Raw genomic sequence first — 13,615 nt, 5'->3', positions numbered from 1 at the left:
ATTCCTTAACATCTTTGGAATTGGTGGCTCCGATGTTGGTATACAAGAGTTTCGGATGGACTTAAGGCAAAACGCCGAGCCACAGCCATACGGTGAGCACGGAGAAGGCGGTTCCGATCAGCACTGTGGAGGCTGCGACTCTCATCGCGCGGCCATACATATTGGCAAAGAGATAAGCATTGATGCCTGGAGCCATAGAGGCGGTGACAATAGCCGACCGCATATTTTCGACGGAGATAGAGGACAGAGAGCCAAATAGGAACGTGAGCGCTGGGTGCAGGCCCAATGAGACAGCGCAGCAAAACAGGATTGTGCGCATGTCGCCCTCTGGGCGATAGCGATAAAGCACACCCCCCATCCCAAAGAGTGCTGCAGGCAATGCGGAGGATGCCAACAGGTTCACGGCGTGCATGGCAGGTGCTGGCACGGGGACCTTGCCAAGGTTGACGATAAATCCCAATGCGATGCCCAATATCAGCGCATTGGAGAACATCGCTTTCAACACAGTTGGCACGATCCGCGCCTTGCTTGTGCGCCGAGCGCGCATGATCTCCATGGTGGCAATGCCAAGCCCGTAGCAGAAGGGCGCGTGGATGGAGATGATAGCGTAGTTCCCGGTCAGGCTGTCAGCACCATAGGCACGCTCCATAATGGCAAGCCCAAGGAGCAAAGAGTTTGAGAATAGGCATACAAACCCAATCGCTGTGGCGTCTTCCCAATCACGGCCAAAAAAGAACTTTGCTCCCAGCATGCCGGTGGTGAAACAGATAAACGCTGCACCATAGAAGCTGCCGAGCAGGTTGAGATTGTACTCTGCCGCAAGATCAAGAGTTGAGATGGCGCGAAACAGAAGTACAGGGACAGCAAAGTTCGTGGCAAAGCGCATGAGACCATCAACGTTGGATGCGCTGAAATAGCCGCGCCACGCAGCCAAATACCCAAAGCCAATCAGAATGAAGACCGGCATGATCACCGATATCAAGGTTTGCATCGTGAGAGCCTTTGGGCGGTGAGGTCGCTAAAGATCGACGGTAATTTTCATTCCGTCATATGCTGGTGTGATGTGATCTGCGGTTTCGGCGGCGACCGTTTCATAGTCCAGATCGATATGCATGTTTGTGAGGACCGCACGCTTGGGTGCAAGCTGCTCGATCCAGGCGAGAGCTTGATCCAAATGCGCGTGCGTGGGGTGCGGTGCTCTGCGTAAGGCGTCCACGATCAGGCAGTCGAGGTCTTTGAGCTGGCCCCATGATGTCTCATAAATTTGAGAGACGTCTGGCATATAGACAACGTCGTTTATGCGAAATGCCAGTGCATCGATGCTGCCGTGGTCTACGCGTACCGGTTCAAATGTGATATCGCCGCCAGCGCCGCTGACGCTAAAGGGCTCATCACCAATGGTGTGCATCTCAAGGATGGGGGGGTAGGGCGAGTCTTTTGGCTGAACAAAGGCGTAGCCAAAGCGCGAAAGCAGGTCGTTTTGTGTGGCACCGTCCGCCCAGACCGAAATCCGTTTGCGCATGTTAAAGACCACCATGCGCAGATCATCTATGCCGTGCACATGGTCCGCATGTGAATGCGTATAAACGACCCCGTCCAAGGCGCCGACATTCTCTGACAATAGCTGATCACGCATGTCAGGGGATGTGTCGATCAATACGGTCGTCTTGCCCTCGGATGTTTGCTTCTCAACCAGCATAGAGCAACGACGACGACGGTTTTTTGGGTTTTTGGGGTCGCAGTCCCCCCAGTGGCCACCAATGCGGGGCACTCCCCCCGAGCTGCCACATCCGAGGATGGTGAAAGTCAGCGTTGCGCTCATGCGGCGTTGGCTTTCTGAAAGACTTTGCTGAAAAGGCGTTCAAAGTTCGCCTGTGTTTGGGCTGCGAAATCGGCATAGTCCATGCCAAAAACCTCGGCCCCAACACGGGCCGTTTTCTCCACATATGCCGGCTCGTTGCGCTTGCCGCGATAGGGTGGGGGAGCAAGGTAAGGTGCGTCGGTTTCCACCAAAATGCGGTCGACGGGTGCTGCCGCAAAAATATCCCGAACCTCTTGTGAGCGCGGGAAGGCGGCAATGCCCGACATGGAAAGATAAAAGCCGAGATCAAGCATCTGCTGCGCGAGTTTCGGCCCAGAACTGTAGCAATGCATCACGCAGCCAAAACTGCCGGTTTTGTGCTCCTCTGTGAGGATCTGCGCCATGTCCTCGTCTGCGTCGCGGCTGTGGATAATGAGAGGCAAACCAGTTTGGCGCGCGGCCTCGATATGTATCCGCAACGAGACCTGCTGCACCTCTTTGGTCTCGGCGGTGTAGTGATAGTCGAGACCGGTTTCACCTATGCCCACCATTTTTGGGTGTTGCGCGATGGCCACCAGCTCATCAACCGTTGCCATGGGTTCATCCGCTGCACCCATGGGATGGGTGCCTGCGGCATAGAAGATTGGCGCGTGAGCTTCAGCAATGGCACGGACCGCAGGTTCATTGCGCAGCTTGGTGCAGATTGTCACCATGCGTGTCACACCCGCGTAGGCGGCGCGCGTGATGATGTCGTCGATCTGGCCCTCAAAATCGGGGAAATCGAGGTGGCAATGGCTGTCAGTGATCTCAGGTAGGTCAGTCAAAACTCAAGCAACCGCTGTTTCGTGAATCTTAAAGACCGTATCGAGTACCAAAGAGGCGGGGTCAAGGTTTACAGATTTTCCGTGTTGTGTTCTGTCTGATATTTCTTGCGCGACCTGCGCCCATTGGCGCGCCTTGTGAGGGGAGTGGGCCAGTTGGCTCAAAATTTGGGCCTCGTTGGGTACTGCTTCGACCATTGGTGGTTGGCCGAGTGCGCCAGTGCGCGCCAAGCGCAACAAAAATATGTCCAGCAGCGTCAACAACATCTCAAAGCGCGCCTCAGCCCCACGCCCGACCATCGTGTTGGCCAGATTTAGAGCTCGTGGGCGATCAAAGCCCTGACGTGCGGAAAACAATGCAAGCAGTTCGGAGTAAAGCGTCAGCCCATCCTGCTGCAGCAGCCGCAATGCTTCACCAACCGAACCGCCGGCAAGTTCGGAGAGTGCCGGAGACTCTGCGGCCTCAAACCCTGCTTGAGTGAGGGCGGCGTGCATATCCTCCGGCGTGAGCGGATTTAGGCGTAGTTCGCGACAGCGGGAACGGATCGTCGGCAGAAGGCGTGAAGGTTGATGCGATAGCAACAACATCACAGTGCGTGTAGGTGGCTCTTCCAACATTTTCAGAAGAGCATTGGCTGCGTTTACATTCAGCTCGTCAGCGCTGTCGACGATCACAACCCGACGGCCGCCATCTGCCATTGACATGTGCAGGAAACCGGTCAGCTCGCGGACTTCGTTTACGCGGATTTCGGAAGCAAATTTACCCTCTTGTCGGGATTTGTCGCGCGCGCTGTCGGTGCTGCCTGCCCAACCGCGGCGCAGAAGGAACACGCCAGGTTCAGACAGGGCTCGGATACGATGAGAAACCGGGTGTTCGTGGTCTACGTTCAGAGAGGTGTGCTCTGGCGTAGCATCACCAAACAGGCCTCCTTCTGCCTCTGGGGGCAGCGTCAGCAAGAAGCGTGCGATCCGCCATGCAAGGGTCGCTTTGCCCACACCTTTGGGGCCGCTGATCAGCCACCCGTGATGCAGTCTTTGCGAATTCACGGCCGTCAGGAAATCAGCCTCAGCGCTCTCCTGCCCAAAAAGGGCATATGTCTCGCGCGGATGCGGCGCGCCCTCAACGCGATCAGGTTCTGGCGCTTGTTCGTCGCTCACGCGGCCAGACCTTTAAGCTGGTTGGTGGTGTGGTTCAGCACATCAGCAGCTACCTCATCTTGGCTGCGTGCACCGTCAATCACGATGAAGCGGTCGGCGTATTCCTTTGAAAGCTCCAGAAAGCCCTGGCGCATTTGCCGTTGCAGGCCTTCACCGAAGTCTTCAAAGCGCTCCTCTGAGGTATTTCGCGATTTTGCCCGTTTCAGTCCTTCCGCAGGGTCCATGTCGATAAGAATGGTCATGTCTGGCTCACGGCCAATCATCAAGCTGTGCAGCTTGTCGACCAACGCACGCAGATCGCCGCGTGACAGGCCTTGGTACATCCGGGTGCTGTCTGCAAAGCGATCACAGATCACCACTTTGCCTGCAGCGATCGCAGGCAAAATTGTGCGTTCCAAATGATCGCGTCGGGCCGCGGTGAAGAGCAGGATCTCGGTTTCCGCAGACCACCGGTCGGGGTCTCCTTCCAGCACCAATGAGCGGATTTGCTCGGCCCCTTCCGAGCCACCGGGCTCACGGGTCAGCACAACTTCAAAACCCTGAGATCTCAGAGTTTCGGCGAGCTTTTTGGCCTGCGTTGATTTTCCCGACCCATCAATGCCCTCGAAGGTGATAAAGCAGCCAGTGGTCACGAAGCTTCCTCAACCAAAAGTCCAAATTGAGACATCAACACGCTCGATGCCGCCCGCAGACGCACGCCGAATCCGCCCTCTGGCACGTCAGTTTCTGCGACGAGCGGAATGCGCATTTTGGGAAGCCCTTCGGGGCTTAGTACCAATTCAGCAAGGCGTTGGCCTTGTGCGATGGGGGCTTCAATCGGGCCATTATAAATCACTTCGCCTTCGACTTTGCCGCGAGACAGGACTGGTAGCAGAACTTCCACGTCTTCCTCGGGTACGAGGCCAACACGCGGTGTCTTCCCCATCCAGACATCCGCTTCGGCCAGACGTTCACCTTGTCGGATCAGTGTCGTTTCTGAAAATTGACGAAAGGCCCAGTTGACAATTTGTTCCGAAATCTCGGCTCTTTCCTGAACAGTGTCCAAGCCTGAGAAGGCGAAGATCACGCGACGGTTCCCCTGTTTGGCGGAGCCGACCAAGCCATAGCCGGCCTCGACGGTATGGCCTGTTTTCAAACCGTCGGCGCCGATATCCAGCTTAAGCAGAGGGTTGCGGTTTTGCGTGTTCTTGGGTGCACGACCATCAAACGCAAACTCCGTCTCTGAAAACATCGGATAGAATTCGGGGAAATCCGTGATCAAATGGTTCGCGAGCAACGCAAGGTCGCGCATGCTCATACGATGACCAGGCGCGGGCCAACCGTTTGAGTTCGCAAAGGTGGAATTGGTCATGCCCATTTGGCGGGCTCGCCGTGTCATCAGGCGTGCGAAACCTGCCTCGGTGCCATCCGGGCTCAGCGTTTCTGCAATCACGGCGCAGGCGTCATTTCCAGATAGAACGATGATGCCGCGGAGCAAGTCTTCGACAGACACCCGATCAGTGGTGTCAAGAAACATGGTCGATCCGCCATAGTTCATCGCGTGTTGAGAGACCGGCAATTTTTCGGTCATGCTCAAACGACCGTCACGCACAGCTTCAAACGCCATGTAAAGTGTCATCAGCTTGGACATCGACGCAGGAGGCAAAGCGTCATCCGCATTTTTCGCCATCAGGACTGTGCCCGTTGTGTGGTCAATCACGAAGGCCGCTTTCGCTTTGGTTTCGAAGGCATGTACCGAGGTGGCGATACCAAGAGCCAAAGCACTGGCGGATAGGAGTTTTAGAGCCGATCGAAACAAATGCTTGGTCTCCCTTAGTTCGTCACTGCATAGGCGTCGGTGAAGCCAATGCTATGCACAGTATCTGTCATCGCCTTCAGGCCTGATTTGCTGCTCGCAGGACCAACGAGGACGCGCCAGAATGTCTTTTCGCCAGAAGTGGTCTTGCGCACGAGTGATGGCAATCCGGCCGCTTCCATTTGAGACGCGGCGCGCTTGGCGTTGTCTTGCACGGAGAAGATACCAATCTGCACGTATGGTTTGGCAAGGGTCGATGAGGATGGGGTCGGCGCCACCTCTGAACGGGCTGTTGTTTCTGGAGCAGCGGGAGACGCGCTGGCTTCCGCCGCAGCGATGGCTGCAGTTGCTGCGGCGATGGGCTCCAGAGGCACCTCAGCAATTTCACTTGGCTCCGCACTTGCCTCTTCAGGAGCGGGCGCGGGGAGTTCTTCAGCCACCTCTTCACGGCGCAAGGCGGTGACGTTCAATTCAACAGGTTGCCCTGCAATCATCCCAAGCGCTTCTGCTGCATCTGATGACACTTGGATGCGCGGGCCTGGAATTTCGCGCTCCCGACGGAACAAAGCACCGATCACAAATTTCCCGTTGGATTGATTGCGGATGATCACGCGCTCAGGATCTCCCACGGCGGGGTGTGCAGCCCACACACCGCCAAGTGAAGGGCGACCATCCCATAGACCGGCTTCGGAGGCTGAAAAGACTTCGGGGGCTTCAACATCGCGTTCAACCAGCTTGGTGGTCTGCCCCGTAACGTCTGAGGCTAGGGCCGCTTCTTCGCCCTTAGCGAAAGGGTTTTCTATTTCAGAGCAAGCGGACAAAAATACCGCTCCGGTCAAGCTAAGGCCAATAAGCCAACGTTTTGAATTGTCGCGCAAAACGCTTTTTTTTGTATACATCTTTTGTCCTCTGCCCGCTCACGCCTGTAGCTCCGGTTGCATCGTGGAATGTGATCATCCCTTTGTTAGATGCCGGAGCGCTTTGGGGGAGTGTAGCCTGCGGTTCCTTGCATGGAAAGTCTGTCCAAAGTGCTCTGCAAGTTTTTGCGCAGGTTTTTCGCTTGAAACCATGCGCTGGGCCAATTAGGGAGAGGGCGTCGGAGGAGTGGCAGAGTGGTCGAATGCACCGGTCTTGAAAACCGACGAGGGTTAACGCCCTCCGTGGGTTCGAATCCCACCTCCTCCGCCACTTTGGTAGTTTTCCCAGCTCTAGCGCTGAAGTTTGCCTCCCATTAATGTGATCGCTTTTCTCCCGCTCGGACGAGAGGGGTGACTGTCGGTGTTAGGCGCTAGAGAGACCGCATCTGAACGGCAGATTGGCGGCGAAGCACATCTACGCGTCCAGTCCGATTTTCTGCAAAATGCACGTATATTTGGTGACCACCCATTGGCACGAAATAGTGGGTAGGCTTTTTGGCCGCTTGGACGGGCTTTGCGGGTATCCAGTTATTCGCATGCGACGAGACACCGAAAACCGCGCTGCAAACACGAGAGATTTGTTTTGATCTTTTGGTCCCAAAATCAGCAGCGCCTTGATTTTGAACCGTGTCTAAATGATACTGACGCTTATTTAGCTAGTTAGCGTCAGGTGATGGTTGTGGGTCACTCGGTTAAATTGATGCTTGCGGCCCTTTCGTTTGTGTTTTTGTTCGAACCGGTCAGTGCGCAAGAAGAGAATGCTCAGAGCGCTGTTTCAGCAGAGGCGGATACGCTTGGTGAGCCGGCTATTCAAGAATCTTCAGACAAGCTTCGGAGTGAGGCGGCGGCGCTGAGAGCAGAGCTTGATCAGGCGCGCGCGGAAATATCTGAGCGACAGGGTTTGATCGAGCAACTTCGAAGAGAGCACGAGGTTATAGAGGCGCGCAAGCGCGAGAAGACAGAAGAGCTTGCCTCGCTAAATTCTGAATTTCTGGATCGCCAAAACAAGCTCGGTCAGTTTCAGAAGCGTGCTGAGGCTGAAATGCAAAGGTTGGAAAGCCAAAAGCAAGATTTGCAGCAGAAGGTTTCAGAACTTGCCGCATTACAGTCCGCGGCCCACCTTGACCTCGAAAGTGTAGGTGCAAGCAAAGATAGCCTGATCAGCGAGATCGAGGCTCTCCAAACGGATTTAAAGGTCGCGAGGGCTGAATATGTTGATGTTCAGGATCGTTTGGAGCGCGCAAGTCAACAGCTCGTCGCGGCCAATCTGGATTTGCTCGCGGCTGAAAAAATGGCGAGTGAAATGGCTTTTGAAGCCAGTGCCGTTGCCAGCTCCGTTGGGGAAGCGAGGGCGCAGCTGGCCGCAGAAGAGCGATTGAAGAGGGAAGTCCTTCTCGATCTGGAGCTAGAGCAAGTTAAGGCGGAAGACACGCTTGCAGCAGTTTATAGCCGGATTGAAGGTGCCAAAGCCGAATTGGAGGAGTTGAAGGCTTCGATGCAGACTGTGCCTACGCCCGCTCCCGAGATCCCTCCGGTGCCATCATCTGGACCTGCCGCGTACGGCACTTCCAAACCAGCCAGCCTGGTTGCCTCAGCTTTGCGCCAAGCTCCTGGCTTGGAAGTGCTTCGTTCGGAAGATCTTGAGAAGCTTCAGACGGTTTTGCAGGAGGGGATGTGTGTCCATGAGGCCCTTGAAACGGTGATGGACGTCATTAATCGACAAACTTTGTTGTCGCTGGTGCGAAGTCTTGGGCGGTGTTGAGTTAATTGGTACGTTTTTTAGGGGGCAAAATGAAGTTTTTAGCGGTATTTGCGTTTCAGGTTCTATGTGCTTCGCTTCTTCTGGTGGGCAAAGTGGCGCCGCTTTCCGCGCAAGAGTTTGAGAAGAACATTCTTACCGGCGGGCCGACTGGCACATACATTCAGTTTGGCCAGGACATTGCAAATTTGCTGTCAGAATGCGGGCAGACCCTGAATGTGCGAGAGAGTGCCGGTTCGTTGGAGAATTTTCTGGGCGTTCGGACGCGACGCGCTACGCAGTTCGGTATCGTCCAAAGTGATGTGCTTGAATATCTAAAAACCTATTCGGCCAGCGATAGTGGTATTGCGAGAGCCATCGCCGGCGTTCGTATAGCATTTCCACTTTATAACGAGGAGGTGCATCTGATTGCGACGCGTGTGATCGCGTCTGCATCCGATCTAAATGGCAAGCGTATTGCGATCGGCGTTGAGGATAGCGGGACCTTTCTTACCGCATCCTTGTTTATGGACTTGTTGGGCATAGATGCCGGAGAGCTGCGAACAATTGGCCCTGATGAATCGTTGGCGCAATTGCTGGCAGGGGAGCTGGATGCATTTTTCTATGTTGCCGGAGCGCCCACAAAGATCTTTCTGAATAGCCAGATCGATCCTGAGCGCTTTCACCTCGTGCCCATTGAAGACCCCGTTTTGCAGTCTGTCTATGTGCCAACAGAAATTCCAGCACAGACCTATCCGTTTCAAGAGGGCGCAATTCCCGCGGTCGCGGTCAAAGCGGTTTTGATGACTTTTGAGTACGAGCCGCGTCGCAACGGTTACCACCGTGCCAGTTGTAGAGCTGTTTCTGACGTGGCGCATACGGTTTTGTCTCGGTTTTCTGAGCTGCGCCAAAATGGCCATTCAAAATGGCAACAAGTGGATCTCAACGACATTCCTCCCGGTTGGGATGTGGCCAATTGTGTCAATCGAGGTGTGGCTGCGAACTATGTGATGGAATGCCCATCACAAGGGGTGCCTGCTGCACCAGAAAGTGCGGCCAATTCAGCTTACCGTGCCAGGATTTGCGCGGCGATCGGCTGTTAATCAGCTTGGCGTGACATAGGTTTTAATCAGCTTTGTGATGAACCGCCTCTGGGGCGCTTGGGTGGCGTTCGCTCTTGCCGCGACCTTGTGCTGGCCGCGCCGTCATTTAGCGGCTTGATTTCACCTTGACTGGCAGTTTGTGGGATGCGTCTTTCCATCGATGCGGGCTGGGGAAGGGGTGGTCCAAGCCGCCTATTTGTGTTCCGAACTCCCAAAATCCTGTTGACACTTCATATTTGAAGCAGCTTTATATATGAAACGTCAGCCTTTGGGAGGAGGAGGATGATTCTAGCATCCACGCTGGCGCGAGAGGATTTTCTTGCGCAGAACAGTAAGATCACAATGCAGCTTCACGGGATCGGAAAATCGTTTTCCGGAGTGAGTGTACTGCGTGATGTAACGCTCCAGATTTCCGGTGGTGAGATCCATACGCTGATGGGTGAGAATGGCGCCGGAAAAAGCACGCTTGTGAAAATCATCAGCGGTGTGCAGGGGCAGAGCTTCGGTACACTTGAGATCGATGGGCAGGAGGTGCAGTTCAACTCTCCCGCAGAAGCCAACGACAATGGCATCGTGATCATGCATCAGGAGTTGAGCCTGATCCCGGAGATGACTGTCGCGCAGAATGTGATGCTTGGGCAGGAGCCCATGATTGGTGGAGTGATGGTGGATCAGCGTGCGTTGCGCGAGACAGCTCAAAATGCGCTGAAGAAATTTGGCTTTTCTCTGGAAGTTGACACCTTGGTGAAAGACTTGCGTGTGGGAGAACAGCAGCTGGTTGAGATTGCGCGTGCACTTTTGATGGATGCGCGTCTGCTGATCATGGATGAGCCCACAAGCGCGCTGTCGCAAGCGGAGGCGGATATCCTGATGGAAGTGGTTCGCGATCTGGCGCAGCAAGGCGTAGCGATTGTCTATATCTCGCATCGGATGGATGAGGTCTTTGAGATTTCTGATCGTGTCACCGTGCTGCGTGATGGAGATATGATTGGCACCACATTGGCGGCAGATACGACGCCGGAGGAACTGGTGCAAATGATGGTGGGGCGTTCGGTTGAGATCAAACCGGTTGCCCGCGAAACACCAGCGTCTGCTGAGACGGTATTGTCGGTGCGTGACCTGACAGCTGAAGCTGGTGGTCGCAAAGTGCTGCAGGATGTTTCCTTTGATCTGCGTCGCGGAGAGGTCCTGGGAGTCGGTGGGTTGCTGGGCGCGGGCCGGACGGAGCTTTTGGAAACGATTTTCGGCGCGCGGGGTGATACCTTCTCTGGTGAAATTGTGGTGCATGGTGAGAGTGTGCGGCTATCCACTCCCTCTGATGCTGTGCGTCATGGTTTGGCCCTGATCACCGAAGATCGCAAAGGCAACGGGTTGCTGCTGGACCGCTCTATCGCAGACAATGTGATCTTGCCGCTCCTGCCCTTGAAGTCGCGATTTGGCATGCTCTCCAAGACGCAGCGAGACGCAGAAGCGCAGAGTGCGATTTCCCGACTACGCGTCGCTGCCACTGGTGTCGAGCATGTGGTTGGACGCTTGAGCGGGGGCAACCAGCAGAAGGTCGTAATTGGCAAATGGCTGGCCACAGGGCCGAGTATCCTGCTTCTGGATGAGCCCACCCGTGGGATCGATATTGGTGCCAAAGACGAAATCTACGATCTGATCGGACAACTGGCGGATCAAGGGATTTCCGTGCTGTTTGCGAGCTCAGAAATACCGGAATTTATGGCGGTCTGCGATCGCATGATCGTGCTCTGTGACGGGCATGTCGCAGGAGAACTGACGCGGGACGAAATGACCGTTGAAGCGATCAAAGACCTTTCGATGCAATTTGACCAAGCGTGAGCCGAGACATGAGTATGACAGACGCCCGACCACCCGCTGCCTCCAAATCCGGCTCTAGCCATAAGGCTGACCGCAACTGGTTGTTGCAGATTTTGGACAAAACCAAGCTCTATTGGGGGCTTGTCGCACTGATTGTGTTTGGTGCCTTGACCTCGCCACTTTCATCAAAGGGCAATAATATCTTTCTGTCGATAGGGAATCTGACAGACATTCTGCGGCAGGTCTCCGTAACAGGCATTGTGGCGGTGGGTATGACGCTGGTGATTTTCATTGCCGGGATTGATCTGTCGGTTGGCTCGATCATGGCGTTGGGGACGGTGATCTGCGCGATGTTGTTGACCCAATCGGGTTGGACCGCAGCGAGCATGTTTTCGGTACCCGCCGCAGGGGTGATCCTATTTGTCGCTGTGGCCGCACTGATCTTCTTTGTGCAATCTCAGATGCGTGCCGCAGGCACCAAGGACCAGCCAAGTGCACCTTCCAAGTTGCCATCGATGGCGATTGGACTGGTGGTAGCACTTGCAGCAATGTTGTGGCTGGGGTTGCAGGTAGATGACAAGTTTGGCGTGATGGGTGTGCTCATTGCAGTGCCTTGTGTGGGCATCATCATGGGAACACTCAATGGCGCGCTCATTGTTTATGGTCGCCTGCAGCCGTTTATTGTGACGCTTGCAATGATGGTGGGAGCGCTGGGACTGGCGCGGGTCATTGCGGGGCAGGATACGGCGGTTTATCCGGTTTATACTGGGAGCAACGCGGTGCAGGAATTTGACGTGCTGCGTAGCTTGCTGTGGGGCGTAGTGCCGGTGCCCGGGCTGTTCTTCCTCGCAATCCTTGCAATATTCTTTGTGCTGACGCGGTTCACCACCTTTGGCAGCTACTTGCTGGCAATCGGGGGCAATGCAGAAGCCGCGCGTCTGGCCGGGATCAATGTGAAGCGCAATACGATTGTGACCTATGCAATTGCGGGCGGGCTGTCGGCACTGGCGGGCATCCTCTATGTGGCGCAGTTCCGTCAGGGGAAACCGGATGCCGGGCTTGGACTGGAACTCGACGCGATTGCTGCGGTGGTGATTGGTGGAACCAGCTTGATGGGGGGCAGAGGCGCGATTTTGGGCACCTTTGTAGGTGTGCTCATCTTTGGCTTCCTAAGCAATATTTTGCAGCTCAACAACATCGACAGCAACACGCAGTTGATCCTGAAAGGTGTGATCATTATTGCCGCCGTCCTGTTGCAGGAAGGTCGGATAGAAGAATTCCTCTCTGCGGTGAAACGCAAGATCCGTGGAGAGAAATAGCCCTGACCTCGCAGTTTGGAGGACCGGAGATCAGGGCATTTGCCAAACAGCCAAATGGCTGAAACATGACAAGGGAGAAGATTATGCAAAGAAGAACTTTCGGCAAGAGCCTTTGTGTGGCTGCACTCGCACTCACAACCAGCGCAACGGCCCTGCTGGCGGCGGACAACTACGTTATCGGGTTTTCGCAGGTAACAACTGTTGAGCCATGGCGTGTGCAGTTTAACAAAGACCTGCGGGCAGAAGCGGCGCTGCATGATAATGTGGAGTTGTTGATTGCCGATGCCAATGACCGCACCGAGAAGCAGGTGGCGGACGTAGAAAACTTCATCCGTCAGGAGGTGGACGCGATCCTGATTTCTCCGAAGGAATCTGCGGGTCTGACCGGTGTCGTTGAGCAAGCCACCGACGCGGGAATTCCTGTGTTTGTGCTGGACCGCAATGTAGATACTGACAAGTTTGTGCAGTGGGTAGGCGGCGACAACGAGCTGATCGGTCGTGCCGCAGGCCAGTTCGCGCTTGAGAAACTCGGCGGTGCGGGCAGCGCATCCGGCACCATCGTGGAAATCTGGGGTGGTTTGGGAACTCAGGCGGCGCACGACCGCGCCAACGGTTTCCATGAAGCCTTTGAGGGCGAGAACGGCGTGACATTCCTGCTGGATCAGCAATCCGGCGATTGGAAGCAGGACACGGCGTATGACATTATGTCCACGGCCCTACGCAACTATGAAGACATCTCTATGGTCTATGGCCACAACGACCCAATGGCCTATGGCGCTTATCTGGCCGCCAAAGATGCGGGCCGCGCAGATGACATCTTGTTCATCGGTGTGGATGCGCTTCCTGGAGAAGGTGTGACATGGGTGGCCAATGGCGAACTTGCGGCAACCTTCCTCTATCCGACCCCGGGCGCGGAAGGGCTGCGTCAGGCTCTGGCATATCTGGGTGGTGCGAGCGTTGAGAAGTCCGTGGTTATGGGGACAGAAGCTGTAACGTCGGAAAATGCGGATGATATTCTCAAGCGTAATGGCTTGAAGTGATCCCAGTGCGACCCTTGCCCTCCCCCAAGGGTCGACAACAGCTGCGCAGGAGCTTAAGCCTCCTGCGCAACTTGCTTTAAATTCCAGAGCTTAGCGACCCTC

At 55.3% G+C, this 13,615-nt stretch carries 12 protein-coding genes and 1 tRNA gene; 6 read left to right on the top strand and 7 right to left on the bottom strand.

From position 1 onward, the window contains the following. Nucleotides 1-61: 61 nt before the first annotated feature. From J7399_RS04720 to J7399_RS04690, 7 genes are read right to left on the bottom strand one after another with little or no spacing between them, the layout of a single operon-like run. Nucleotides 62-991, bottom strand: a complete 930-nt coding sequence (locus J7399_RS04720) for an AEC family transporter (protein ID WP_209084404.1) — start codon at nt 989-991, stop codon at nt 62-64. 27 nt (nt 992-1,018) lie between these two features. Next, entirely contained in the window at nt 1,019-1,822 is an 804-nt protein-coding gene (locus J7399_RS04715) for an MBL fold metallo-hydrolase (RefSeq protein WP_209084403.1), read from the bottom strand. Continuing rightward, on the bottom strand, nt 1,819-2,625 hold the full coding sequence (locus tag J7399_RS04710; protein WP_209084401.1) for a TatD family hydrolase: 807 nt from the start codon (nt 2,623-2,625) through the stop codon (nt 1,819-1,821). The genes J7399_RS04715 and J7399_RS04710 overlap by 4 nt, the downstream gene beginning before the upstream one ends. 3 nt (nt 2,626-2,628) lie before the next feature. Beyond that, the gene (locus J7399_RS04705) at nt 2,629-3,780 is read right to left on the bottom strand and encodes a DNA polymerase III subunit delta' (RefSeq protein ID WP_209084399.1); all 1,152 of its coding nucleotides are present in this window, start codon (nt 3,778-3,780) and stop codon (nt 2,629-2,631) included. Beyond that, nucleotides 3,777-4,412, bottom strand: a complete 636-nt coding sequence (gene tmk, locus J7399_RS04700; RefSeq protein WP_209084397.1) for a dTMP kinase — start codon at nt 4,410-4,412, stop codon at nt 3,777-3,779. The genes J7399_RS04705 and tmk overlap by 4 nt, the downstream gene beginning before the upstream one ends. After that, nucleotides 4,409-5,578 carry a D-alanyl-D-alanine carboxypeptidase family protein gene (locus tag J7399_RS04695; RefSeq protein ID WP_209084395.1) on the bottom strand — a complete coding sequence of 390 codons (1,170 nt, stop codon included), beginning with the start codon at nt 5,576-5,578 and terminating at the stop codon, nt 4,409-4,411. Before J7399_RS04695 ends, tmk begins: the two co-directional genes overlap by 4 nt. Before the next feature lie 14 nt (nt 5,579-5,592). After that, nucleotides 5,593-6,396: an SPOR domain-containing protein gene (locus J7399_RS04690; protein WP_348539431.1), complete on the bottom strand. Its 804-nt coding sequence runs from the start codon at nt 6,394-6,396 to the stop codon at nt 5,593-5,595. A gap of 277 nt (nt 6,397-6,673) precedes the next feature. On the opposite strand from J7399_RS04690, the gene J7399_RS04685 reads away from it, so the two are divergent. The 6 genes from J7399_RS04685 to J7399_RS04660 all read left to right on the top strand — a co-directional run bounded on the left by J7399_RS04685 (nt 6,674) and on the right by J7399_RS04660 (nt 13,513). Continuing rightward, a tRNA-Ser gene (locus J7399_RS04685) sits at nt 6,674-6,763 on the top strand. Between the two features lie 408 nt (nt 6,764-7,171). After that, on the top strand, nt 7,172-8,254 hold the full coding sequence (locus tag J7399_RS04680; RefSeq protein ID WP_209084391.1) for a hypothetical protein: 1,083 nt from the start codon (nt 7,172-7,174) through the stop codon (nt 8,252-8,254). A gap of 29 nt (nt 8,255-8,283) precedes the next feature. Next, nucleotides 8,284-9,333, top strand: coding sequence for a TAXI family TRAP transporter solute-binding subunit (locus J7399_RS04675; RefSeq protein WP_209084389.1), 1,050 nt, complete (start codon nt 8,284-8,286; stop codon nt 9,331-9,333). Between the two features lie 282 nt (nt 9,334-9,615). After that, complete coding sequence (locus J7399_RS04670; RefSeq protein WP_209084388.1) at nt 9,616-11,175, top strand: sugar ABC transporter ATP-binding protein; 1,560 nt, start codon at nt 9,616-9,618, stop codon at nt 11,173-11,175. Nucleotides 11,176-11,183: 8 nt separating this feature from the next. Further along, nucleotides 11,184-12,473, top strand: coding sequence for an ABC transporter permease (locus J7399_RS04665; RefSeq protein ID WP_209084386.1), 1,290 nt, complete (start codon nt 11,184-11,186; stop codon nt 12,471-12,473). Nucleotides 12,474-12,556: 83 nt separating this feature from the next. Next, the gene (locus tag J7399_RS04660) at nt 12,557-13,513 is read left to right on the top strand and encodes a substrate-binding domain-containing protein (RefSeq protein WP_209084385.1); all 957 of its coding nucleotides are present in this window, start codon (nt 12,557-12,559) and stop codon (nt 13,511-13,513) included. Nucleotides 13,514-13,615: the final 102 nt, after the last annotated feature.

It is taken from the genome of Shimia sp. R9_1 (assembly GCF_017743775.1).
GTDB lineage: Bacteria > Pseudomonadota > Alphaproteobacteria > Rhodobacterales > Rhodobacteraceae > Shimia.
The sequence above is the reverse complement of the archived record's forward strand: the minus strand, read 5'-3'. Positions and strand labels throughout refer to the sequence as shown.

Coding starts and splice junctions, on each gene's coding strand:
- J7399_RS04720 (WP_209084404.1), bottom strand. CDS start 991: ATGCAAACCTTGATATCGGTGATCATGCCGGTCTTCATTCTGATTGGC.
- J7399_RS04715 (WP_209084403.1), bottom strand. CDS start 1,822: ATGAGCGCAACGCTGACTTTCACCATCCTCGGATGTGGCAGCTCGGGG.
- J7399_RS04675 (WP_209084389.1), top strand. CDS start 8,284: ATGAAGTTTTTAGCGGTATTTGCGTTTCAGGTTCTATGTGCTTCGCTT.
- J7399_RS04670 (WP_209084388.1), top strand. CDS start 9,616: ATGATTCTAGCATCCACGCTGGCGCGAGAGGATTTTCTTGCGCAGAAC.
- J7399_RS04665 (WP_209084386.1), top strand. CDS start 11,184: ATGAGTATGACAGACGCCCGACCACCCGCTGCCTCCAAATCCGGCTCT.
- J7399_RS04660 (WP_209084385.1), top strand. CDS start 12,557: ATGCAAAGAAGAACTTTCGGCAAGAGCCTTTGTGTGGCTGCACTCGCA.